Source organism: Bacillus sp. T-10(2022) (assembly GCF_056502895.1).
The window spans coordinates 1,937,961-1,961,160 of the sequence record NZ_CP113518.1; the positions used below are offsets into that span (position 1 = coordinate 1,937,961).

General features: G+C 41.6%; 20 protein-coding genes. 19 read left to right on the plus strand and 1 reads right to left on the minus strand.

Translation table 11 applies throughout. The annotated features are described in order from the left end of the window. Positions 1-18 precede the first annotated feature (18 nt). From ymfI to OSJ91_RS09595, 13 genes are all read left to right on the plus strand, one after another. Positions 19-744 carry an elongation factor P 5-aminopentanone reductase gene (ymfI, locus tag OSJ91_RS09535; protein WP_241591249.1) on the plus strand — a complete coding sequence of 242 codons (726 nt, stop codon included), beginning with the start codon at positions 19-21 and terminating at the stop codon, positions 742-744. An 80-nt stretch (positions 745-824) separates the two neighbouring features. Beyond that, positions 825-1,082, plus strand: a complete 258-nt coding sequence (locus tag OSJ91_RS09540) for a DUF3243 domain-containing protein (RefSeq protein ID WP_350302044.1) — start codon at positions 825-827, stop codon at positions 1,080-1,082. A 240-nt stretch (positions 1,083-1,322) separates the two neighbouring features. After that, the gene (locus OSJ91_RS09545; RefSeq protein WP_034313530.1) at positions 1,323-2,114 is read left to right on the plus strand and encodes a DUF3388 domain-containing protein; all 792 of its coding nucleotides are present in this window, start codon (positions 1,323-1,325) and stop codon (positions 2,112-2,114) included. Between the two features lie 8 nt (positions 2,115-2,122). Beyond that, positions 2,123-3,028, plus strand: coding sequence for a helix-turn-helix domain-containing protein (locus OSJ91_RS09550; RefSeq protein ID WP_350302045.1), 906 nt, complete (start codon positions 2,123-2,125; stop codon positions 3,026-3,028). Positions 3,029-3,192: 164 nt separating this feature from the next. Then, complete coding sequence (gene pgsA / locus OSJ91_RS09555; RefSeq protein WP_034313524.1) at positions 3,193-3,777, plus strand: CDP-diacylglycerol--glycerol-3-phosphate 3-phosphatidyltransferase; 585 nt, start codon at positions 3,193-3,195, stop codon at positions 3,775-3,777. Positions 3,778-3,800: 23 nt separating this feature from the next. Continuing rightward, positions 3,801-5,033, plus strand: coding sequence for a competence/damage-inducible protein A (locus tag OSJ91_RS09560; RefSeq protein ID WP_350302046.1), 1,233 nt, complete (start codon positions 3,801-3,803; stop codon positions 5,031-5,033). A gap of 347 nt (positions 5,034-5,380) precedes the next feature. Beyond that, a complete protein-coding gene (gene recA, locus OSJ91_RS09565) occupies positions 5,381-6,427 on the plus strand; it encodes a recombinase RecA (protein WP_485891420.1) in 1,047 nt (348 codons plus the stop codon). A gap of 353 nt (positions 6,428-6,780) precedes the next feature. Beyond that, positions 6,781-8,340, plus strand: coding sequence for a ribonuclease Y (gene rny, locus OSJ91_RS09570; protein WP_063231807.1), 1,560 nt, complete (start codon positions 6,781-6,783; stop codon positions 8,338-8,340). 152 nt (positions 8,341-8,492) lie between these two features. Continuing rightward, positions 8,493-9,290 carry a TIGR00282 family metallophosphoesterase gene (locus tag OSJ91_RS09575; protein WP_485891421.1) on the plus strand — a complete coding sequence of 266 codons (798 nt, stop codon included), beginning with the start codon at positions 8,493-8,495 and terminating at the stop codon, positions 9,288-9,290. Positions 9,291-9,464: 174 nt separating this feature from the next. After that, positions 9,465-9,725, plus strand: a complete 261-nt coding sequence (spoVS, locus tag OSJ91_RS09580; RefSeq protein WP_029281188.1) for a stage V sporulation protein SpoVS — start codon at positions 9,465-9,467, stop codon at positions 9,723-9,725. A 132-nt stretch (positions 9,726-9,857) separates the two neighbouring features. After that, complete coding sequence (locus tag OSJ91_RS09585) at positions 9,858-10,793, plus strand: dipeptidase (RefSeq protein ID WP_485891422.1); 936 nt, start codon at positions 9,858-9,860, stop codon at positions 10,791-10,793. Positions 10,794-11,009: 216 nt separating this feature from the next. Further along, positions 11,010-12,767, plus strand: a complete 1,758-nt coding sequence (locus OSJ91_RS09590; RefSeq protein WP_101224707.1) for a 2-oxoacid:acceptor oxidoreductase subunit alpha — start codon at positions 11,010-11,012, stop codon at positions 12,765-12,767. Further along, positions 12,754-13,620 (plus strand): 2-oxoacid:ferredoxin oxidoreductase subunit beta, encoded by an 867-nt coding sequence (locus tag OSJ91_RS09595; RefSeq protein WP_350302048.1) that lies wholly within the window; start codon positions 12,754-12,756, stop codon positions 13,618-13,620. The genes OSJ91_RS09590 and OSJ91_RS09595 overlap by 14 nt, the downstream gene beginning before the upstream one ends. Positions 13,621-13,696: 76 nt before the next feature. Here the strand turns inward: OSJ91_RS09595 and OSJ91_RS09600 are convergent, their stop codons facing one another. Continuing rightward, on the minus strand, positions 13,697-13,918 hold the full coding sequence (locus tag OSJ91_RS09600) for a hypothetical protein (RefSeq protein WP_485891423.1): 222 nt from the start codon (positions 13,916-13,918) through the stop codon (positions 13,697-13,699). A 299-nt stretch (positions 13,919-14,217) separates the two neighbouring features. Between OSJ91_RS09600 and tdh the strand changes: the two genes are divergently transcribed. The 6 genes from tdh (at position 14,218) to mutL (ending at position 23,158) form a co-directional block, all read left to right on the plus strand. Beyond that, positions 14,218-15,258, plus strand: a complete 1,041-nt coding sequence (gene tdh, locus OSJ91_RS09605; protein WP_485891874.1) for an L-threonine 3-dehydrogenase — start codon at positions 14,218-14,220, stop codon at positions 15,256-15,258. A gap of 311 nt (positions 15,259-15,569) precedes the next feature. Further along, entirely contained in the window at positions 15,570-17,114 is a 1,545-nt protein-coding gene (miaB, locus tag OSJ91_RS09610) for a tRNA (N6-isopentenyl adenosine(37)-C2)-methylthiotransferase MiaB (protein WP_350302050.1), read from the plus strand. A gap of 1 nt (position 17,115) precedes the next feature. Then, entirely contained in the window at positions 17,116-17,544 is a 429-nt protein-coding gene (locus OSJ91_RS09615; RefSeq protein WP_101224709.1) for a YlbF/YmcA family competence regulator, read from the plus strand. Positions 17,545-17,756: 212 nt separating this feature from the next. Beyond that, complete coding sequence (locus OSJ91_RS09620; RefSeq protein ID WP_034313495.1) at positions 17,757-18,296, plus strand: outer spore coat protein CotE; 540 nt, start codon at positions 17,757-17,759, stop codon at positions 18,294-18,296. 270 nt (positions 18,297-18,566) lie between these two features. Beyond that, positions 18,567-21,194, plus strand: a complete 2,628-nt coding sequence (gene mutS, locus OSJ91_RS09625) for a DNA mismatch repair protein MutS (protein ID WP_350302051.1) — start codon at positions 18,567-18,569, stop codon at positions 21,192-21,194. 23 nt (positions 21,195-21,217) lie between these two features. After that, positions 21,218-23,158, plus strand: a complete 1,941-nt coding sequence (mutL, locus tag OSJ91_RS09630; protein WP_350302052.1) for a DNA mismatch repair endonuclease MutL — start codon at positions 21,218-21,220, stop codon at positions 23,156-23,158. Positions 23,159-23,200 lie beyond the last annotated feature (42 nt).

Genomic DNA, 23,200 nt, shown 5'->3' on the forward strand with positions numbered 1-23,200 from the left:
TATAAAGGGGGCTCGAATGTGGGGAAACGTTTTGCCCTTATTACTGGAGCCAGTGGAGGGATCGGCCGGGAAATCGCTATAAAGCTCGCCGAGGAGAATTATTCACTTTATCTACATTATAACAGCAATGAAGAAGCGATACTTGAATTGATTGAAGAACTGAAGCCCCATCAAGTCGAACTTATTCCGGTTCAAGCGGATTTGGCTGCACCGGATGGATACAAGAAATTGGCGGAAAATATCTTTGCCCTCCATGCAATCGTCCTCAATAGTGGCAATAGCTATTATGGGCTAATATCAGACATGGATGAGAAAATCGTTAATGAAATGGTGCAGCTGCATGTAACGAGCCCTTTCCAATTAACAAAGGAACTGCTTCCAAAGCTTATGTACCAAGAACAGGCTGCCATCGTTGCGGTCACATCGATTTGGGGGCAGACAGGTGCATCCTGTGAAGTCTTATATTCAATGGTCAAGGGCAGTCAAAATGCTTTTATCAAAGCGCTTAGTAAAGAAGTCTCGCTTAATGGAATCCGGGTGAATGCTGTTGCCCCCGGTGCGATTTCCACTTCCATGCTCGAATCTTTCAGTGCAGAAGATCTGGAGATCATCAAAGGCGATATCCCGATGGGCAGGATGGGACATTCCAAAGAAGTCGCAGAGGCCGTATACTACTTGCTTTCCGACAAGTCATCCTATATAACCGGGCAAATTTTAGGCGTAAATGGCGGATGGTACACATGATTTTTTTTAAGACATGTATAATTTCCTCGGTTCCTTCACAAAATATCTATGTACTATTTTGAAGGAAAGGGTGACCATTCATGTCTGTACTGGACAATTGGGATCAATGGAAAAACTTCTTAGGCGACAGATTACATCAAGGTGAACAACAAGGTTTGTCAGGAAGCGCTGTTAACAACTTGGCTTACGAAATCGGTGATTACCTGGCTAACCAGGTTGAGCCCCAGAATGATCAAGAGAAAGTGCTTGCTGATCTTTGGTCGGTCGCAAGTGATGAAGAAAAACATGCCATGGCAAGTGTCATGGTCAAGTTAGTCGAGAACAATGGAACGAAGTAAAATATCAATCCAAAGGCCCTGTTATTAATTAACAGGGCCTTTTGGGTTTAAGTGGCTGACTATTTATCCTCTTATATAAAAATGAATATTTTTCTAGGGTTTTTCCTTTTAACTTATCACGAAATGCTATATTATAGAAGCTAGACAATTAATATTAAAGTGTTGAGACCTTGAAATTTACGATGGATAAGTTTTTTGCCCTGAGTAGGGTAAAAGCTTTTAGGCTTAAGGAGTGTTATCGTGGATAATAAAGAATGGTATTTTGAATATGAAATCCAAGTCAACCGTCCTGGTTTATTAGGGGATATTTCATCTCTTCTGGGTATGCTTTCCATTAATATCATCACCATTAACGGGGTCGATGAAGGCAGGCGTGGTTTACTTTTGTTGGCGAAAGACAGCCGTAATATAGAAAGATTCGAGTCAATCCTCCGTACGATGGATACGATAAAGGTCATTAAGCTGAGGGAACCTAAATTGCGTGATCGCCTCGCAGTCAGGCATGGACGTTATATTCAGCGCGATGCCGATGAGAAGAACACCTTTAGGTTTGTCCGTGATGAACTGGGCTTGCTTGTCGATTTCCTGGCCGAGCTGTTTAAACAGGAAGGTCATAAATTGATCGGGATACGGGGGATGCCTCGTGTCGGGAAAACTGAATCCATCGTAGCCTCGAGTGTATGTGCTAATAAGAGATGGTTGTTTGTGTCATCGACCCTTTTAAAGCAGACTATCCGCAGTCAGCTTATTGAGGATGAATATAATAATGATAATTTGTTCATTTTAGATGGAATTGTTTCCACTCGCCGTGCAAATGAGCGTCATTGGCAGTTGATTCGCGAAATAATGAGGCTTGATGCTGTCAAAGTAATCGAACATCCGGATGTTTTTGTCCAAAATACAGAGTATACCCTCGAAGACTTTGATTATATTATTGAATTGCGAAACAATCCTGAAGAAGAAATAACATATGAAGTTGTCGACCAAAAAGACCAGTTTTCAGGGTCCGATTTTGGTTCCTTTGACTTTTAAAATGGCAGGTGTTTTATTTGACTGAGTTAGGTAATCGATTAAAGGAAGCTAGGGAAGCCAAAGGCCTTAGCTTAGAAGATTTGCAGGAATTAACGAAGATTCAAAAGCGTTACCTTATAGGCATTGAAGAGGGAAATTACAGTATGATGCCTGGAAAGTTCTATGTACGGGCATTCATAAAGCAATATTGTGAAGCGGTCGGACTGGACCCAGAAGAGATTTTCGAACAATATAAGAGTGAAGTGCCATCAGTCTATAGCGAGGAATTGCCAGAACAGCTTTCAAGGGTCCAATCCCGGAAAACTTTACCGGCAGGAGATTCAAAGGTTGTGGAAATGTTACCGAAGATCCTGGCTGTCGTTTTAGTAATTGGTGCGGCCGTTTTGATATGGGTACTGGTATCGAATTATATGAGTAACCCAGATAATGATGATAAAAAGAACGCTAAAGAGAATGAAGCTGTGGGCTACAATAAAAGTGATGGGTTTAACGAAGAAAAAGAGAATGCAGACAAAAAACAGAATGAAGAAAAATCAGTGTCTGATAAGAAGAATGAAGATGATGAAGTTGTCAAAGATGAAGAGAAAGAGCAAAAACTTGCTGTTACAAGTTCCAGCGGTAAAAATAGTACGTATGAATTAAAAAATACCGATACCTTTAAATTAAAGGTGACATCAAAAGGCTCACCATGGGTCGGCATAAAAAATGGTGAAGGTAAATTACTATTCCAGGGCACAATCGACAAGGACAAAAGCCAGGAAATTGATTTCACCAATGAAAAAGAAGCTGTCATCAATATAGGCAGAGCATATGAAACTGAGATTTATGTGAATGATGAGAAGCTGGAGTATTCCATTTCACCGACTGAAGTGAATACGCAATTGGTTACGATACAATTTACGAAAGCCGAATAGTCATCTTATAGATGACTATTTTTGCTCTATATAATAGTAAGGCGGCTGGAAATGGATTTCCCGGCATATAAGATTGGATTTTGAGTTAAATTATACATAAAAGCGTATTTTAGATCTAAGACGCAGGCCCGAATGGCAGGCGTAAATTTTGGAGGTTAAAAGTTTTGAATCTGCCTAATAAGATTACAGTAGCAAGAATCTGTTTAATACCAGTATTTTTAATCATCATGCTCGTTCCTTTTTCATGGGGGACGCTGACTTGGGGAGAATACAGTTTGCCAGTGGCGCACTTAGCTGGAGCCATCCTCTTTATTATCGCTTCCACTACGGATTGGATCGATGGCCATTTTGCCAGAAAATATAATATGATTACTGATTTAGGGAAATTTTTAGATCCATTGGCTGATAAGCTTCTGGTTTCGGCTGCCTTAATCGTTTTGGTTGATCTAGATTTAATGTACGGTCAATCATGGATCGCCATCGTGATCATAAGTCGCGAGTTTGCAGTCACCGGATTGCGTTTGGTGCTAGCGGGTACAGGGGAAGTGGTTGCAGCGAACCAGCTTGGTAAAATTAAAACATGGGCACAAATTGTTTCCATTTCAGCTTTATTGCTGCATAACCTTCCATTTGCCCTCATTTCACTTCCATTTGCCAATATCGCATTATGGATTGCATTAATCTTTACAATCTGGTCTGGTTTGGATTATTTTATAAAAAACAAAGAAGTATTTGTTAATTCAAAGTAAAAACGAATGGTGGTTTTGAAAAGATGGATGCAGAAATCATTGCAGTGGGCTCAGAGCTTCTTTTAGGACAAATCAATAACACTAATGGAAGGTTCTTATCGCAGCAGTTTGCGGAAATGGGTATCAACGTTTTTTACCATACTGTCGTCGGGGATAACGACCGCCGTTTACAACAAGCTATAGAAATCGCTGAATCGAGGGCGAACTTGATTGTTTTTACCGGTGGACTCGGTCCTACCAAAGATGATTTAACGAAAGAAACGATTGCTCGCCATATAGGGAAAAAGCTCGTTTTTAATGATGAAGCTTTGCAATCCATTGAAGCTTACTTCCAAAAACGGGAACGGCCGATGACGGAAAACAACAAAAAACAGGCCCTTGTCTTAGAAGGCAGTGAAGTGTTGGCAAACGATCATGGCATGGCACCGGGAATGGTCTTGTCCAAATCCGGGATTACATATATGCTTCTCCCTGGTCCGCCAAGTGAAATGGAGCCGATGTTTTTAAGTTATGGTTATGAAAAGATCATGAATAAACTGGAAAAGCATGAACGGATCGATTCCAAGGTTCTTCGGTTCTACGGTATAGGTGAAGCCGAACTGGAAACGGTGATTGAAGATCTTCTTGTCAATCAAACGAATCCGACAATTGCTCCGCTGGCAGCCGAAGGGGAAGTGACGTTAAGGATCACCGCTAAAGACTCTTCTAAAGAAAAATGCGAAGAGCTTATTTTAGAAACGGAAAAAGAAATTCTTAGCAGGGTCGGTAAGTTCCATTATGGAAGTGATAATACTTCGCTAATAAAGGAACTTGTAAAAGAATTAACGGTCCGCAAGCTTTCAATTGCGGCAGCTGAAAGCTTGACCGGAGGGATGTTCCAAGAACAGCTGACAACCATTCCTGGCGCCGGTAAGGTCTTCAAAGGCGGAATTGTCTGCTATACGAATGATGCGAAGTCGAACGTCCTTGGCGTCAGCGATGATACCATATCTGAGCATGGGGTGGTCAGCGGTGAGTGTGCAATGGAAATGGCCTCTAATGTCCGGAGCAAGCTCAATGCGGATGTAGGCATAAGCTTTACGGGTGTTGCAGGTCCGGATGAACAAGAAGGCAAGCCTGTAGGGACAGTATTCATTGGCATTTCCTATCGGGATGGAAACACTCATTTCAAGGAGTTGAATCTTTCCGGAAGCAGGGCGCAAAACCGGATTCGGAGTGTGAAGTACGGCTGTCATTACCTATTAAGGGATTTATAAATGCTATAAGCAGAGCTTTTTCAGCTCTGCTTTTTATTTGGTTTTAGAAGTTTGTTTCTTGAAAAATAGGGAAAAAAAGAAAAAAGTTAATTCAATGAAAATGTTTTTTTCAGGGAGCAAGTGAAAGGAAATGGAGATTTCTTAAAGATAAAACGTTTTTTTACAGAGAATACCCCGAAAGAAAAAAACGAATGAATGTTCGACTTTTTGCTTGGCAAAATTGTAAAAAGAGTATATAGTAAAGATAGGTTTTGAGACAGGATGCAAACCTTGATCTCGAATAATTGCTAACGTAAGTACACCTTTAATCGGACAGCCGATTATTTGAATATAGAGGAGGAAATTGAGTGAGTGATCGTCAAGCGGCTTTAGATATGGCGTTAAAACAAATTGAAAAACAATTTGGTAAAGGTTCTATTATGAAACTTGGGGAACAGTCTGATCGTAGGATTTCAACGATTTCAAGCGGTTCTTTAGCATTGGACGTAGCATTGGGAGTGGGCGGATATCCAAGAGGCCGGGTCATTGAGATATATGGACCTGAAAGCTCCGGTAAAACGACTGTTGCATTACATGCTATTGCAGAAGTACAAAAGACTGGCGGCACGGCTGCATTCATTGATGCAGAGCATGCTTTAGATCCAGCATATTCAGAAAAACTTGGTGTGAATATCGATGACTTACTGCTTTCACAGCCTGATACGGGTGAACAGGCCTTGGAGATCGCTGAAGCATTAGTTCGAAGTGGAGCGGTGGATATCATTGTCATTGATTCGGTGGCAGCACTTGTTCCTAAAGCTGAAATCGAAGGCGAAATGGGAGATTCCCATATGGGTCTTCAAGCGCGGATGATGTCCCAGGCGCTTAGAAAACTGTCTGGTGCCATTAATAAATCAAATACCATTGCCATTTTCATTAACCAAGTCCGTGAAAAAATCGGTGTTATGTTTGGGAACCCTGAAACGACTCCGGGAGGCCGGGCATTGAAGTTCTATTCAACTGTTCGTCTGGAAGTGCGCCGTGCGGAACAATTAAAACAGGGTAATGAAATCGTCGGTAATAAAACGAAAATCAAAGTTGTTAAAAACAAGGTTGCTCCACCATTCCGTCAAGCGGAAGTTGACATCATGTATGGTCAAGGGATTTCCCAGGAAGGTGAAATCATCGATATGGGTGCAGATCTTGATATCGTCCTTAAAAGCGGTTCGTGGTATTCCTACAATGAAGAGCGTGTCGGACAAGGCCGCGAAAATGCGAAGCTGTTCTTGAAAGAAAATCAGGATATCGCTCAGGAAATTTCTCGGAAAATCAGAGATCACTATAATCTCGATGGAGAGCATGAATTACCGCCAGAAGAAAATGAACCAGAAGAGCATTTTGAATTGCTTGATTAATGGTATTTGGAAAAGGCCTAAGCTTGTTCGCTTAGGCCTTTTCTATATATTTTGAGAAAAGTGTGAAATTTTCAGCGGAATAAATGGCATTGAAAACAGATTTACAGACTTCTTCCATAAAGAATGCTGTACAATATGATGGTTGATATTAAGAAAACTTGAATAATCATTGATACATAAGGGACAAACGCTTGACAATAAAAATTCTCAACTATACAATTAATATGTATATTTTACAATTTTTCAAACTAAAATTTTGAAAATTAAGTGCTGTATATTGAATTTATGTGCAATGTACTTGCCGACAGTTCAACATTTTATGTAAAAAGTTCATAGCAAGGGGAGGTGAAACGATGGAACCCATGACAATCATCTTCACTTTGCTTGGCCTAATCGTCGGTGCAGTTGTTGGTTATTTTATTCACAAATCAAAATTTGAGAGTAAAATAGCAGGGGCAAAGGGCTCTGCTGAACACATCCTTGAGGATGCAAAACGTGAAGCGGAAGCACTTAAGAAAGAAGCCTTGTTGGAAGCAAAAGATGAAATTCATAAAGTTCGTGCCGATTCGGATCGGGAAGCCCGTGAAAGAAGGAACGAATTACAAAAACAAGAAAATCGGTTATTGCAAAGAGAAGAGAATCTGGACCGCAAGGATGAAACGTTAGACAAACGTGAAAGCCTTTTGGAGAAAAAAGAAGATTCTCTAAACCAAAGACAACAGCATATTGAAGAGATGGAAAGCAAAGTGGACGAGACGGTTCGTAAGCAGCAAACAGAGCTTGAACGTGTTTCCGGTTTAACTCGTGAAGAAGCTAAAGCAATCATTATAGACCGAATGGAAAACGAGCTAGCTCACGATGTAGCGCTTATGATTAAAGAAAGTGATACCCGTGCCAAAGAAGAAGCTGATAAAAAAGCAAAAGAAGTTCTTTCTCTTGCCATTCAGCGTTGTGCGGCTGATCATGTTGCAGAAACCACCGTTTCTGTAGTAAATCTTCCAAACGATGAAATGAAAGGACGGATAATCGGACGTGAAGGACGAAATATCCGGACGTTAGAAACGCTAACAGGTATTGACCTTATTATTGATGATACTCCTGAAGCTGTCATTTTATCTGGATTCGATCCAATTAGACGCGAAACGGCACGCTTGGCTCTTGAGAAACTTGTTCAGGACGGACGGATCCATCCGGCTCGCATTGAAGAAATGGTTGACAAAGCAAGACGTGAGGTAGATGAACATATTCGTGAAATTGGTGAACAAACGACTTTTGAAGTTGGAGTTCACGGTCTCCATCCAGATCTCATCAAAATTCTAGGACGTTTGAAGTTCCGTACCAGTTATGGGCAAAACGTACTTAAACATTCAATTGAAGTGGCCCAGCTTTCAGGTTTACTGGCCGCTGAACTTGGTGAGGATGAAGTTCTTGCCCGCCGTGCAGGTTTATTGCATGATATTGGGAAAGCGATTGATCATGAAGTGGAAGGCAGTCACGTTGAAATTGGCGTTGAATTAGCAACCAAATATAAAGAGCACCCAACTGTCATTAACAGCATCGCTTCACATCACGGCGATACGGAACCAACTTCCATCATTTCAGTGCTTGTGGCTGCCGCTGATGCATTATCAGCTGCAAGACCGGGAGCTAGAAGTGAAACGCTAGAAAATTACATTAGAAGACTTGAAAAGCTTGAGGAAATTTCCGAATCCTATGATGGAGTGGAAAAATCATTTGCGATTCAAGCCGGACGAGAAGTGCGGATTCTAGTGAAACCAGAACAAATTGATGATCTTTCGGCACATCGACTCGCACGTGATATCCGGAAAAGGATTGAAGAAGAGCTCGATTACCCTGGTCATATTAAAGTCACGGTCATCCGTGAAACAAGAGCAGTCGAATACGCTAAATAATCGTTAATGAAAGACGAAGTGGTGCAAACCACTTCGTTTTTTCTTTTTCGGATATTAATCGTTAAGCGTAATTCCTATAATTACCCCAAATTATGTTACAATACATACTTGAATAATTCATATAATTAGGTGAATCTAGAAAGGGTTTTACAATGAAATTGCTATTTATTGGAGATGTAGTGGGGTCTCCTGGTCGTGACATGATCCAAGAATACCTTCCTAAGTTAAAAGAAAAGTATCGTCCGCACATCACGGTAATCAATGGCGAGAATGCAGCAAGTGGCCGGGGAATTACAGAAAAGATTTACCGCAGTTTTTTAGAGTGGGGAGCGCAGGCGGTGACCATGGGAAATCATACATGGGATAATCGTGATATCTTCAATTTTATTGATGAAGCGAAATATCTCGTCCGTCCAGCGAACTTTCCAGACGGGGCACCTGGAGAAGGAATGAAATTTTTAAAATTGAACCAGTATGAAATAGCGGTCATCAATTTGCAAGCGAGAACATTCATGCCGGATTTGGATTGTCCGTTCAAAAAGGCTGAAGAACTCGTGGCAGAGGCTCAAAAAAAGACACCAATCATCTTTGTCGATTTTCATGGAGAAGCTACAAGTGAAAAGCAGGCTATGGGGTGGTTCCTGGATGGGAAGGTTACAGCCGTTGTTGGTACACACACACACGTCCAGACAGCCGATAACCGTATACTGCCTGGAGGCACCGCTTACATATCAGATGTAGGCATGACAGGACCATATGATGGCATCCTTGGTATGGGAAGAGATGCAGTCATTCAGCGGTTCCTAACTAGCCTTCCTGCTCGTTTCGAAGTGCCAAAAGAGGGGCGGACCCTATTAAGTGGGGTACTCCTTGAAATTGATGATAAAACTGGCAGAGCTAAAAAAATAGAAAGGATACTGATTAACGAGGATCACCCCTTTTATCATTGATTCGAACGGATGGACAGTCAAACTGGCCATCCGTTTTTCCATTCATTAATAAATGGTGGACAATCCCGGTTTTCTTTGTCATACAAGTTTTACTTGATGAATATAGTAGCAGTGGAAAGTGTTATAACTATTGAGCCAAGTTAGAATCGGCAGGGAAAACAAGGAGGACTAGGAATGGAAATATTAAAAGTTTCAGCAAAATCTAATCCTAATTCTGTAGCAGGCGCACTAGCGGGAGTGCTCAGGGAAAGAGGAGCAGCCGAAATTCAAGCAATCGGTGCAGGTGCGTTAAATCAAGCCGTCAAGGCAGTAGCAATCGCAAGAGGGTTTGTCGCACCTAGTGGAGTTGACTTGATTTGTATTCCTGCCTTTACAGATATACTTATTGATGGCGAAGAGCGAACGGCAATAAAACTAATCATTGAACCAAGATAATTCATGTTTGGATGCCCTGTTTGTCGGATGGCGAGCAGGCTCTTTTTTGTCGTGAAATCCAAATGACGAAAAATATATATCCCTTTATAATGGAATATAGAATCATAAAAAGACACAGGAAGGGGGATTACATTGGCTATTTTTGATGCCCATTGTGATGTACTGATGAAGATGTTCATCGATCCGGATATTTCTTTTGCGAATAGTGATAAGTTACATATAACAAAGCGGGGATTATTGGATGAAGGGGGAAAGGTCCAATGTTTTGCCATATATATTCCTGAAAAAGTCCACCCTGATATGAGATTTCAAGCGGCTTTGGCAATGGTGGATATTTTTCATGAAAAGATTTTATCAGAGCCGGAAATGAAATTTATAAAGACCAAGGCAGATATCGAATCTTTAAAAGAAAAGGAAATAGGTGCAATGCTAACTTTGGAGGGGTGCGATTGCATCGGGAATGATTTGTTGAAACTTAAAACCCTTATTCATCTTGGAGTTTCCTCCGTAGGTCTAACTTGGAATTACGCCAACTTGGTAGCGGATGGGGCATTAGAAACAAGAGGGGGCGGCTTGACAGGGTTTGGAACCGAGGTGGTCGCGCAATTGAATGAGAATTCGATTTGGTGCGATTTATCCCATTTATCCGAAGCGGGATTTTGGGACACCTTAAATTTGGCGAAATTCCCAATTGCTTCCCATTCGAATGCTTACCATCTTTGTCCGCATCCGCGAAATTTAAAAGACGGGCAGATAAAAGCCCTATTGCAGAAAAATGGGGTGATCGGCGTAACCTTTGTCCCGCAATTTCTGGCAAATGGTGAATCGGCTACGATAAAGGATATCCTGAAACATATTGAGCATATATGCAGTTTGGGAGGGGAAAGACAAATTGGATTAGGGTCTGACTTCGATGGAATCGATCAAATGGTAGAAAATTTAATGTCATATAATGATTATCATAACTTAATCAATGAACTGAACAGGCTTTATTCCAGTGAGTTTGTAAAAGGTCTCCTTTTTGATAATTTCACTCGTAATTTTCCGCTTGGAAAGGAAATATCTTAAGTGATTTTCAATTCTTACTATATAGATATGAATAAATATTCTGAAAATATAAAAAATAAAAGCAAAAAGGTTGCAATTTGATGATTTAACCGATAGAATTGAAAGCGTTTAGTACACCTTTCCTAAATTAGAACGATAATTTTACATAGTTGAATGTTCTGAAGAGAGGTGCGGTTAAATGCATTTATATACGAACGTCCTAAAGGAGTGTAAGACATGATCAATCAACTTTCATGGAAAGTTGGCGGACAACAAGGTGAAGGTATTGAAAGTACAGGAGAAATATTCTGTATTGCCCTCAATCGCTTAGGTTATTACTTGTATGGCTACCGTCATTTCTCATCCCGAATCAAGGGTGGACACACGAATAACAAAATTCGTGTAAGTACTACGGAAACTCGTGCTATCTCTGATGATTTAGACATCTTAGTTGCTTTTGACCAAGAAACAATTGACGTCAATTATAAAGAATTACATGAGGGTGGCATCATAATTGCAGATGCAAAATTCAAACCTGTCTGCCCAGAAGATACAAAGGCAGAATTATATATTGTTCCCTTTACGGAAATAGCAGCCGAATTAGGAACATCATTAATGAAAAATATGGTCGCCATCGGTGCGACATGTGCTGTTCTAGGAATGGAGATTTCCGTATTCAACGATGTGGTTGATGAAATATTCGGCCGTAAGGGTGAAGAAATCGTTAAGAAGAATATGGATGCCATTACTGCTGGCTATAAGGCAATGGAAGTGTTGCTTGGAGAAAAACTGGGCGCAATGGAGCTGGAAAAGGCAGACGGCCAAAAACGAATGTTCATGATTGGAAACGATGCTATCGCTTTAGGTGCAGTTGCAGGCGGTTGCCGCTTCATGGCAGCTTACCCGATTACTCCTGCCTCGGAAATTATGGAATACTTAATTAAAAAACTTCCTCAATTTGGCGGAACGGTCATCCAGACTGAAGATGAAATCGCGGCGGCTACAATGGCAATCGGTGCAAACTATGGCGGTGTACGTGCCATCACAGCTTCAGCTGGACCTGGACTTTCCTTGAAAATGGAAGCGATTGGTTTAGCGGGCATTACCGAAACGCCAATTGTCATCGTCGATACTCAACGTGGCGGTCCATCTACGGGACTTCCTACAAAACAGGAGCAATCCGATTTAATGGCCATGATTTATGGTACACATGGTGAAATACCTAAAATCGTCATGGCTCCGAGTACTGTTGAGGAAGCATTTTATGATACGGCGGAAGCATTCAACCTTGCAGAGGAATATCAATGTCCAGTTATCGTTCTATCCGACTTACAGCTATCATTAGGTAAACAAACGGTTCAGCCGCTTGATTACGGCAAAGTGGAGATAAGACGAGGGAAATTGGTGGACTTTGAAATTGAAGAGGCTGAAGACAAATCTTATTTCAAGCGTTATGAAGTAACGGAAGACGGAGTCTCACCGCGTGTGGTGCCTGGTATGAAAAATGGAATTCACCATGTTACTGGTGTTGAACATGATGAAACGGGCAGACCTTCCGAGACGGCTTTGAATCGTAAATTGCAAATGGATAAACGGATGCGTAAGCTGAATAATTTAACTAACACATTCCAAACACCAGTGTACAAAAACACACCGCATGAAGAAGCGGATTTATTAATTCTTGGCTTTAACTCAACACGCGGGACGATTGATGAAGCGATCGGCCGGTTAGAAACGGATGGAATGAAAGTGAATCATGCGCAAATCCGTTTGATTCATCCTTTCCCAGCTGATGAAGTCCTATCATTGGTGCAAAGTGCTAAGAAAGTAGTAGTTATTGAAAATAATGCGACTGGACAATTGGCTAATATCATCAAGATGAATGTCGGACATGTTAATAAAATTAAAAGCATCCTAAAATATGATGGCAACCCATTCCTCCCGCATGAAATTCACACACAATGCAAGGAGATGTTCGAATATGGCAACGTTTAAAGAGTTTCGGAATGATGTAAAACCTAACTGGTGTCCTGGCTGCGGAGATTTCTCCGTTCAGGCTGCCATGCAGCGTGCGGCAGCGAATGTGGGATTGGAGCCGGAGAACTTGGCTGTTGTTTCCGGTATCGGCTGTTCAGGCCGTATTTCCGGTTACATCAAGTCATATGGTTTCCACGGCATCCATGGCCGCTCACTGCCAATCGCCCAAGGAGTAAAAATGGCCAATCGTGAATTGACCGTTATAGCTTCAGGCGGTGACGGAGATGGTTTTGCGATCGGGATGGGACACACCATCCATGCGATCCGCCGTAATATCGACATTACGTATATTGTCATGGATAACCAAATATATGGATTGACAAAAGGCCAGACTTCTCCTAGGTCCGCTGCTGGATTTAAAACGAAATCCACTCCAGAAGGATCAATAGAACAGGCTGTTTCACCTATGGAATTAGCATTGTCAGCTGGCGCTACGTTTGTCGCCCAAAGCTTTTCCACAGACTTGAAAGACCTGACGGCGATCATTGAAGCAGGGATAAACCATAAAGGGTTCTCATTTATCAATGTTTTCTCTCCTTGCGTAACATACAATAAAATCAATACGTATGATTGGTTTAAACAAAACTTGACTAAATTGAACAGTATTGAAGGCTATGATACATCAAATAAAGAACAGGCCATGCAGACTTTGATGCAGCATGACAGCCTTGTGACAGGGATTATTTATCAAGACTCTTCGCGCCCTTCGTACCAGGAATTAGTGCCAGGGTATGCTGAAAAAGCGTTAAATAAATCAGATTTGACTCTTGATCAAGCGCACTTTGATAAGCTTGTTGCTGAATTTATGTAAAAGGTAAAAGGTTCACCCCTTAAGATGGGGTGAACCTTTTTTGTGATTAATTGGAAAGCTCAATTAGAGAGAATCACTATATTCTCTGAATTAGCTTACCACCAACCGTTATTGCATCCGCAGCCGAATGAGAAGAAATTGCAGCGATTCCTTCTGCGACAACAATTGTTGTTGTTGTTGTTATGATGGTGGTGATGATGGTGGTCGCAGTCCCGATCGCGGTCACGATCTCTATCGCGGTCGCGGTCCCGGTCCCGGTCCCGATCCCGATCCCGATCGCGGTCTCTATCGCGGTCACGTCTTTGACAGCCCCTCACAGCACGACAAAAATCGTCTGCGATTCTATCGTTATCGTTATTATCATGGTGGTGATTATTGTTACATGACATATAAGTCACTCCTTCAGTTAATTTGTTGTACAAGATATCTTATTCGAGAGCGGACAGGATGCTATAGAAACATGACCCATTTAATAAAAATGTACGAATTCCCCAGCCGGTACAAAAGCGTTTATGGTATTTTTTTATTTAGTTTTTCATATCTTTACATATTAAGGTAGATGAAATTAGCAGCCCTAGTTCAGGGGGAGTGTACATGTTGAGTGGGAAAATGAAAGCCGTCGTCAAACACCACCGAGGTTATGGGGCTCAATTACAAAATGTCGATATTCCGGAAATTCGTGATGACGAAGTATTGATTCGAGTGAAAATGACCTCGATATGTGGAACGGATATTCATATTTTTACCTGGGATGAATGGTCGCAGGGAAGAGTGAATCCACCATACGTATTTGGGCACGAATTTGCTGGGGAAGTAATGGAGATAGGAGCAAGTGTAAGCAATGTTTCGGTTGGTGATTGCGTATCTGCAGAAACACATATCGTTTGCGGCACATGCAGGCAGTGCTTAACCGGACAATTCCATATTTGTAAAAAAACAAACATTATCGGTGTCGATAAACAAGGATGCTTTGCAGAGTATATAGCTCTGCCCGCCAAAAATTTATGGAAAAATCCAAGTGATATGCCACTTGATATGGCTACCATACAAGAACCGATGGGCAATGCAGTCCATTCAGTGCTAGCTGGCGAGGTGCTGGGTAAAACGGTGGCAATAATTGGCTGTGGCCCAATCGGGCTGATGGCGATTGCTGTAGCAAAGGCAGCAGGTGCTGATAAAGTAATCGCTCTTGATATTAATGAATATCGACTTCAGCTGGCCCAAAAGATGGGTGCTACAGACCTCATTCATTCGATTAAACAGGATCCATTGAAAATCACGAAAAGCCTCACAAGTGCCGATGGGGTGGATGTCGTTTGCGAAATGAGCGGTAATCCGGCGGCTATCCAACAAGGGTTTAAGATGGCGACAAATGGTGGAAGAATATCAATTCTAAGTTTGCCTTCTAAGCCCGTCACCCTTAATATAACGGAGGATATAGTATTCAAGGGCCTTACTGTCCAAGGAATAACAGGAAGGAAGATGTTTTCAACCTGGCAACAGGTTTCAAGCCTGCTTGAAAGTGGCAAGGTTGATGTAAAACCAATGATTACCCACCGTTTTCCACTAAGCGATTTTGAAAAGGGATTTGGACTGATGATCAAAGGTCAGTGTGGTAAGGTGCTCCTGATACCTTAAGCATCTGAAAAGGTGGAAATTACAATGTCAGCATTTGAAAAATCTTGAAGAGGCTAATTTCGTCTTAGCCTCTTTTTTCATGTTCTTATTTCCCGTATTTGTGAAAAATTTCTTACAATTCAAGAAGCCATGACAGAATGATTGTTTCTTGCTGTTAAAAGCTTTATACTATAATAATGTGGATATATCACACTTAAAAGCAAATATTTACTGGTAATTCCTAAAAAGGAATCCGTATAAAACCATTAGAAGATAGGTCTTGAAATAGTTGGTGAAAGAAATAAACTAACTATTTTGAAAGGAGATTAACTATGAACGAGAAACAACGATTAGAATCACAACAAGTACAGGCTGAGAATCCAGCGGACAAAAAATCCGAAAAGGACTTCAGTAAGTACTTTCAAGCCGTTTATATTCCGCCTTCCTTAAAAGATGCGAAAAAGCGAGGAAAAGAAGAAGTAGAATATCATGATGACTTTGCCATTCCTGAAGGTTTCCGTGGAATGGGAGAAGGTAAAAAGTTTTACATTCGTACTTTTGGCTGTCAAATGAACGAACATGATACAGAAGTCATGGCGGGCATCTTTATGGCACTTGGTTATCAGCCGACAGACACGGTGGATGATGCTAACGTCATTTTACTTAACACTTGTGCGATTCGGGAAGGCGCAGAGAATAAAGTGTTCGGTGAATTGGGACATTTAAAATCATTGAAATTGGAAAAGCCGGATCTATTGCTTGGGGTTTGCGGTTGTATGTCACAAGAGGAGTCAGTTGTAAAGCGGATTCTAGAGAAGCACCATTTTGTAGATATGATTTTCGGAACGCATAATATCCACCGCCTGCCGCAAATTCTTAATGAAGCTTATCTTTCCAAGGAAATGGTCATTGAGGTTTGGTCTAAAGAAGGTGATGTAATCGAGAACCTTCCGAAAGTGCGTAAAGGAAAAACGAAGGCATGGGTCAATATCATGTATGGCTGCGATAAGTTTTGTACATACTGCATCGTACCGTACACAAGAGGGAAAGAAAGAAGCCGCAGGCCTGCAGATATCATACAGGAAGTCCGTCATTTAGCGGCACAGGGTTACAAGGAAATAACCCTGCTTGGACAGAATGTGAATGCTTATGGTAAAGATTTTACGGATATCGAATACCGTTTCGGTGATTTGATGGATGAAATCCGCAAAATCGATATTCCGCGTATTCGTTTTACGACAAGCCATCCACGTGATTTCGATGATCACTTGATTGAAGTATTGGCTAAGGGCGGTAATCTCGTTGACCATATCCATCTTCCAGTTCAATCGGGAAGTACGGAAACACTTAAAATCATGGCCCGTAAATATACACGTGAACAATATTTAGAGCTAGTAAAAAAAATCAAGGAAGCTATCCCAGGTGCATCGCTAACCACTGACATCATTGTAGGTTATCCGAATGAAACGGAAGAGCACTTTGAAGAAACGATGTCTTTATACCGTGAAGTTGGTTTCGATGCGGCATATACTTACATCTATTCACCACGTGAGGGAACACCGGCTGCGAAAATGCAGGATAATGTACCGATGGAAGTGAAAAAGGAACGTCTGCAGCGCTTGAACTCCCTTGTCAATGAAACGTGTGCATTGAAAATGAAGGAGTATGATGGGCAGATTGTTGAAGTGCTCGTTGAAGGCGAAAGCAAGAAGAATGCGGAAGTATTAGCAGGTTATACAACGAAAAATAAGCTCGTGAACTTCAAAGGACCAAAATCCGCTATTGGCCAAATCGTAAAAGTGAAAATCACCGGAACGAAAACATGGTCACTGAATGGGGATATGGTTGAAGAAGCAACGGCGATTGAGGTGGAGTAATATGACGAAATATACTAAAGATGACATTCTGAACAAAGCTGCCGAGCTTGCTGAAATGATCGCAAGCACGGAAGAAGTCGATTTCTTTAAACGGGCAGAAGCTCACATCAATGAAAACCAAAAAATCCGTGAAATGATCGCCAGCATCAAGAGCTTACAAAAACAGGCTGTAAACTTCCAGCATTACGGCAAAGAGAAAGCATACAGTCAAGTTCAGGCCAAAATCGATGCACTGGAAAAACAATTGGATGAACTTCCGATCGTGCAAGAATTCAAACAATCCCAAGTGGATGTAAATGACCTTTTACAAATGGTTTCATCACAGGTATCGAATAAGGTGACGGACCTGATTATTGAATCGACCGAAGGAGACGTCCTTCGCGGTGAGACAGGTTCAAAGGTACAAGCAGGCGGCGGAAGCTGTTCATGAATAAAAAAAAGCCCTTCTGATTTCAGAAGGGCTTTTTTTAGATTCAGAAATCCTTATACAGTGCCCATTCGTGACACATATCCCAAAACATGCGCATAAAATAACCTAGGTTTAAAACATTACAGCAGTTTTCAAACAATTAAAATTCTACGCACACTAGACTTTTACCACGCATAGGATGAATGGAAACTGTATGAGGAGGGTTCGCTAGCATGTCACAATATAGAGAGATAATTACTAAAGCGGTGGTGGCAAAAGGACGCAAATTCACAAAGTCCTCTCACACCATTTGCCCGGCTCATCATCCTTCTAGCATTCTAGGTTGTTGGATCATCAACCATAAATACGATGCAAAGAAAGTCGGCAAAAAGGTAGAAATTCACGGCAGCTACGAAATCAACGTCTGGTATTCCTATAACCAAAATTCGAAGACGGAAGTTGTAACTGAAAAAGTGCAATATACCGACGTTATTTCGCTGAAATACCGTGATCCCGATTGTCTTGATGACCATGAAATCGTTGCAAAAGCTGTCCAACAGCCGAATTGTTTAGAAGCTTGCATCTCCCCATGTGGACAAAAAATCATTGTCCATGTGGAAAGGGAATTCTTTGTGGAAGTCGTCGGCGAAACGAAAATTTGTGTCGCTGTAAGTCCAGATGGCCGCTGTGAGGATGACTGGGGCTCTGATTTCGATGATGAGGATTTCGAAGATTTAGATCCGGATTTCCTTGATGAATTCGAAGACGAATAGAATATAGAAATTAATACCGGATGACATTCCCTTCATCCGGTTTTATTTAATTTGAAGCGGGACAAGTCCCTTGCAGGCCTGGAAATGAGAAAAAAATAGGAATGAAATGTTACTATATCCCTGAGTATGGCTTGCAGATACAGCCAGCTACACTTTAAAGGATAATTGATTTACCATGCAATTTCGAATACAGGCAATGTTGCTTTCCCATATGTTATAATGAAGGACATAAATGTGTAATAGATTATAGTTTGGAAAGGTTTTGAAGGAATGGCTGGATATACTCCGATGATACAGCAATATTTAAAAATTAAGGCAGAGTATCAGGATGCCTTTTTATTTTTTCGTTTAGGCGATTTTTATGAAATGTTTTTTGACGATGCGCTGAATGCATCTCAAGAGCTCGAAATCACATTAACAAGCCGAGAAGGCGGTAGTGAAGAGCGAATTCCGATGTGCGGCATTCCGTATCACTCGGCTGCTAATTATATTGATATATTGATAGAAAAAGGTTTTAAAGTAGCTATTTGTGAACAAACCGAAGATCCGAAGCAAGCCAAAGGAGTTGTACGCAGGGAAGTTGTCCAGCTGATTACTCCGGGAACGAAAATGGATAGTAAGGGTCTTCGTGAAAAGGAAAATAATTATATTGCCACGATCACTTATTTCTCGGATGGTCAGTTTGGCTTTGGATACAATGATTTATCGACAGGGGAAAATAAGGTCACTCTAATTGAGAGTTTCGAGGAAGTTCTGAATGAATTTGCCATCCTTGGTGCGAGTGAAGTGGTCATTGCCGAGGATTTCAATGAAGAATGGAAAAAAAAGCTGCAAGAACGGGGCGCTGCCGCTCTATCCCTAGAGAATAATTTGGATCAAAGCGAGTCATTCGTTGCACTGCTTCATCTGTTAAAAGACCAGAAACTGGCGACAACGACTTCACGTTTATTGAATTATCTATACCGTACCCAAAAGCGCAGCCTGGATCATTTACAGCCAGTGCTTGCATATGAAACATCTCAATATATGAAAATTGATTATTATAGCAAACGTAATTTGGAATTAACTGAAACCATTCGTTCCAAAGGTAAAAAAGGCTCATTATTATGGCTGCTTGATGAAACGAAAACAGCCATGGGCGGAAGAATGTTGAAACAATGGATTGATAGACCGCTCATTAATAAAAAACAGATCGAGCGGAGACAAAGCCTTGTTGAAACCCTAAAAAATCAATACTTCGAACGGCAGGACTTACGTGAACGCCTGAAGGAAGTGTACGACTTGGAGCGACTTGCCGGAAGGGTGGCCTTCGGGAATGTAAACGCTCGGGACTTGATTCAACTGAAACGTTCATTGCAACAGGTGCCGATCATTCGTGAAATCGTTAAGTCAATGGCTTCAAATCACGATATTTCAATTCTAGCCGATAAATTGGATCCTTGCGAAGAAGTGACGGATTTGCTTGAAACGGCACTTGTAGAAAACCCTCCATTGTCCGTGAAGGAAGGAAATATCATTCAGGACGGTTTCCATAAGGAGCTGGATACATACAGGGATGCCAGCAGAAACGGGAAAACTTGGATTGCACAGCTTGAACGGGAAGAGCGGGAACGCACAGGAATCAAATCATTGAAAATCGGATATAATCGTGTTTTTGGCTATTATATTGAAGTCACACGAGCCAATTTGCATCTGCTTGAAGAAGGCCGTTATGAACGGAAGCAAACTTTAACGAATGCCGAACGTTATATCACACCTGAGTTGAAAGAGAAGGAAGCTTTGATTTTACAAGCAGAAGAAAAAAGCATCAGTTTGGAATATGACCTATTCCTCAATCTTCGTGAAGAGGTCAAAAGCTATATCCCGCGCTTACAGGATTTAGCGAAAGGTGTCAGTGAACTGGATGTCTTGCAGTGCTTTGCGACGATTAGCGAAGAACGCCATTATGTGAAGCCTGTCTTTTCTGATGATCGAAGAATCGTACTGAAGGAAGGCCGGCATCCAGTGGTCGAGAAAGTCCTTCAATCACAGGAGTATGTCCCTAATGACTGCTTCATGGATGGAGACCGGGAGTTACTCTTGATTACAGGGCCTAATATGTCGGGTAAAAGTACCTATATGCGTCAGATAGCGCTAACATCGATTTTAGCGCAAATTGGATGCTTCGTATCCGCAAGTATAGCTGAATTGCCTATTTTTGATAAGGTATTCACTAGGATCGGCGCGGCAGATGATTTGATTTCCGGTCAAAGTACATTCATGGTCGAGATGCTTGAAGCAAGAAATGCCATCATGAATGCGACAGAAAACAGTTTAATATTATTTGATGAGATAGGGCGGGGAACATCAACTTACGATGGGATGGCGCTTGCCCAGGCCATCATTGAATATATTCATGAGGAAATTGGGGCAAAAACTCTCTTTTCGACTCATTATCACGAATTGACAGTGCTGGCAGCGGAACTGCCAAAATTGAAAAATATCCATGTCAGTGCCATTGAGCAAAATGGAAATGTCGTTTTCCTTCATAAAATTAAAGAAGGTCCAGCAGATAAAAGCTATGGAATTCACGTGGCAAAGCTAGCTGATTTACCGGAGCAGTTAATAGATCGGGCGGCCGCAATTTTAGCGCAGCTGGAAAATGAAAATGGACTGGCAAAGGAGATGCCTGAACAGCCTGCTGCTTCTGTAAAAGCACCTATTGCTGAAGTAGCCCCGGTAACATCCGTCAATGAGGCACAGCTTTCCTTCTTTGGGGAAGAGGCTCCTAAAGGAAAAATGAATTCCTCGCCTAAGGAAAAAAAGGTGCTTGATGACATAAAATCACTGGATATTCTTGAAATGACGCCACTTGAGGCGATGAATACCCTTTATAAATTACAAAAGAAACTTAAATGAGATAATAAAGCGAGGCGATAAAAATGGGGAAAATCATACAGCTCGACGAGGCTTTATCTAATAAAATCGCAGCTGGCGAAGTTGTTGAACGCCCAGCCTCAGTCGTTAAGGAACTTGTGGAAAACGCAATAGATGCAAACAGTACCATTATAGAGATTGAATTGGTGGAGGCTGGACTTGGTTCCATTAGGATCGTGGATAATGGCGATGGGATTTTGGCTGATGACATAGAAGCGGCATTTAAACGTCACGCCACAAGTAAAATAAAAGATGAAAATGACCTCTTCCGAATCCGAACACTCGGCTTCCGCGGTGAAGCAATGCCCAGTATTGCTTCAGTTTCCCGTTTTGAAATGAAAAGCAGCACTGGCGAAGGTGTAGGAACGCGCATACTTCTTGAAGGCGGCATGGTTAAGGAACTTGAGGCTTCATCCAGCCGTAAAGGAACGGATATCCTTGTTTCCGACTTGTTTTACAATACTCCTGCAAGGTTGAAATATATGAAAACCATTCATACCGAGCTAGGAAATATTACGGATGTCGCTAACAGGCTCGCACTTTCGCACCCGGATGTTTCTATACGGTTAACACACAATGAGAAGCGTATTCTGCATACGAATGGTAACGGCGATGTCAGGCAGGTGCTAGCCGCAATTTATGGGACGAATATTGCCAAAAAGATGATTCCGGTTCAGGCAAGCTCATTGGACTTCAAATTATCCGGATATATCGTCATGCCCGAAGTCACACGGGCTTCAAGAAATTATATTTCAACCATGATAAACGGCCGCTTCATTAAAAACTATGCGCTCGTGAAAGCAATCCTGGATGGTTACCATACACTTCTACCAATTGGGCGTTTTCCAATTGCTTTGTTGAATATTGAAATGGACCCGATTCTTGTCGATGTCAATGTACATCCGTCCAAAATGGAGGTAAGGCTCAGTAAGGAACAGGAATTGTTCAGTCTTGTATCGGAAACGATCAAATCTTCGTTTAAAAAGATGTCTCTAATTCCAAGTGGATATACACCTGCAGCAAAGCCGGAACAGGTGAAAAGTGAGCAAACTACGCTGGAATTGGACCATGTTGTGGAAAGCGGCAAGCGGGTTCTTGAAGAAGCCAAGAAAGAAGCTTCACTCTTGAAGGATACCTTGATTCGTGAAAAGCAGGAACAAAAGAGTTATGTGGATCATAATGAAGATTTCGACTTTGAACCAGTAAAGGAAATAATCTATAGCAATGAACAGCAGCAAATGGAAGATGTCTATGTACCGGTCTTACAAGATGATGAAAGCAAACCATATTTCGAGTCAGCCGAAAAGTATACAACCTACACTGTCGAACAAGAGGAAGAAATCGAAGCGAATGAACCTGCTAACCGCATCCCTCCCATGTACCCGATTGGGCAAATGCATGGAACATATATTTTCGCCCAAAACGAAAAAGGTTTATATATCATAGACCAACATGCTGCCCAGGAACGGATCAAATACGAGTATTTTAAAGAGAAGGTCGGACGTGTTGAAAACGAGCTACAAGACATGCTGGTTCCCATCACCCTTGAATTTTCAACAGACCAATGTATCCGGATAAATGAATATCGGCATGAGTTGGAAAAAGTCGGCGTCTATTTAGAGGAGTTTGGCTACAACGCCTATATTGTCCGATCGCATCCACAATGGTTCCCTAAAGGAATTGAACAGGAAATACTTGAAGAAATGATTGAACAATTGCTCTCGATGAAAAAGGTCGACATCAAAAAATTGCGCGAAGAAGCAGCTATCATGATGAGCTGTAAAGCCTCCATAAAGGCAAACCGTCATCTGCGCAATGATGAAATCCAAGCACTGTTGGATGAACTAAGGCGGACAACCGATCCCTTCACATGCCCTCATGGAAGACCTATAATCATCTCGTATTCCATTTATGAAATGGAGAAAATGTTCAAGAGGATCATGTAATTAAAAGCAATGGAGGACCCTTATGTAATAGGGTCCTTCATT

Coding starts and splice junctions, on each gene's coding strand:
- OSJ91_RS09540 (WP_350302044.1), top strand. CDS start 825: ATGTCTGTACTGGACAATTGGGATCAATGGAAAAACTTCTTAGGCGAC.
- OSJ91_RS09560 (WP_350302046.1), top strand. CDS start 3,801: ATGGATGCAGAAATCATTGCAGTGGGCTCAGAGCTTCTTTTAGGACAA.
- rny (WP_063231807.1), top strand. CDS start 6,781: ATGGAACCCATGACAATCATCTTCACTTTGCTTGGCCTAATCGTCGGT.
- OSJ91_RS09575 (WP_485891421.1), top strand. CDS start 8,493: ATGAAATTGCTATTTATTGGAGATGTAGTGGGGTCTCCTGGTCGTGAC.
- spoVS (WP_029281188.1), top strand. CDS start 9,465: ATGGAAATATTAAAAGTTTCAGCAAAATCTAATCCTAATTCTGTAGCA.
- OSJ91_RS09590 (WP_101224707.1), top strand. CDS start 11,010: ATGATCAATCAACTTTCATGGAAAGTTGGCGGACAACAAGGTGAAGGT.
- OSJ91_RS09595 (WP_350302048.1), top strand. CDS start 12,754: ATGGCAACGTTTAAAGAGTTTCGGAATGATGTAAAACCTAACTGGTGT.
- miaB (WP_350302050.1), top strand. CDS start 15,570: ATGAACGAGAAACAACGATTAGAATCACAACAAGTACAGGCTGAGAAT.
- OSJ91_RS09615 (WP_101224709.1), top strand. CDS start 17,116: ATGACGAAATATACTAAAGATGACATTCTGAACAAAGCTGCCGAGCTT.
- OSJ91_RS09620 (WP_034313495.1), top strand. CDS start 17,757: ATGTCACAATATAGAGAGATAATTACTAAAGCGGTGGTGGCAAAAGGA.
- mutS (WP_350302051.1), top strand. CDS start 18,567: ATGGCTGGATATACTCCGATGATACAGCAATATTTAAAAATTAAGGCA.
- mutL (WP_350302052.1), top strand. CDS start 21,218: ATGGGGAAAATCATACAGCTCGACGAGGCTTTATCTAATAAAATCGCA.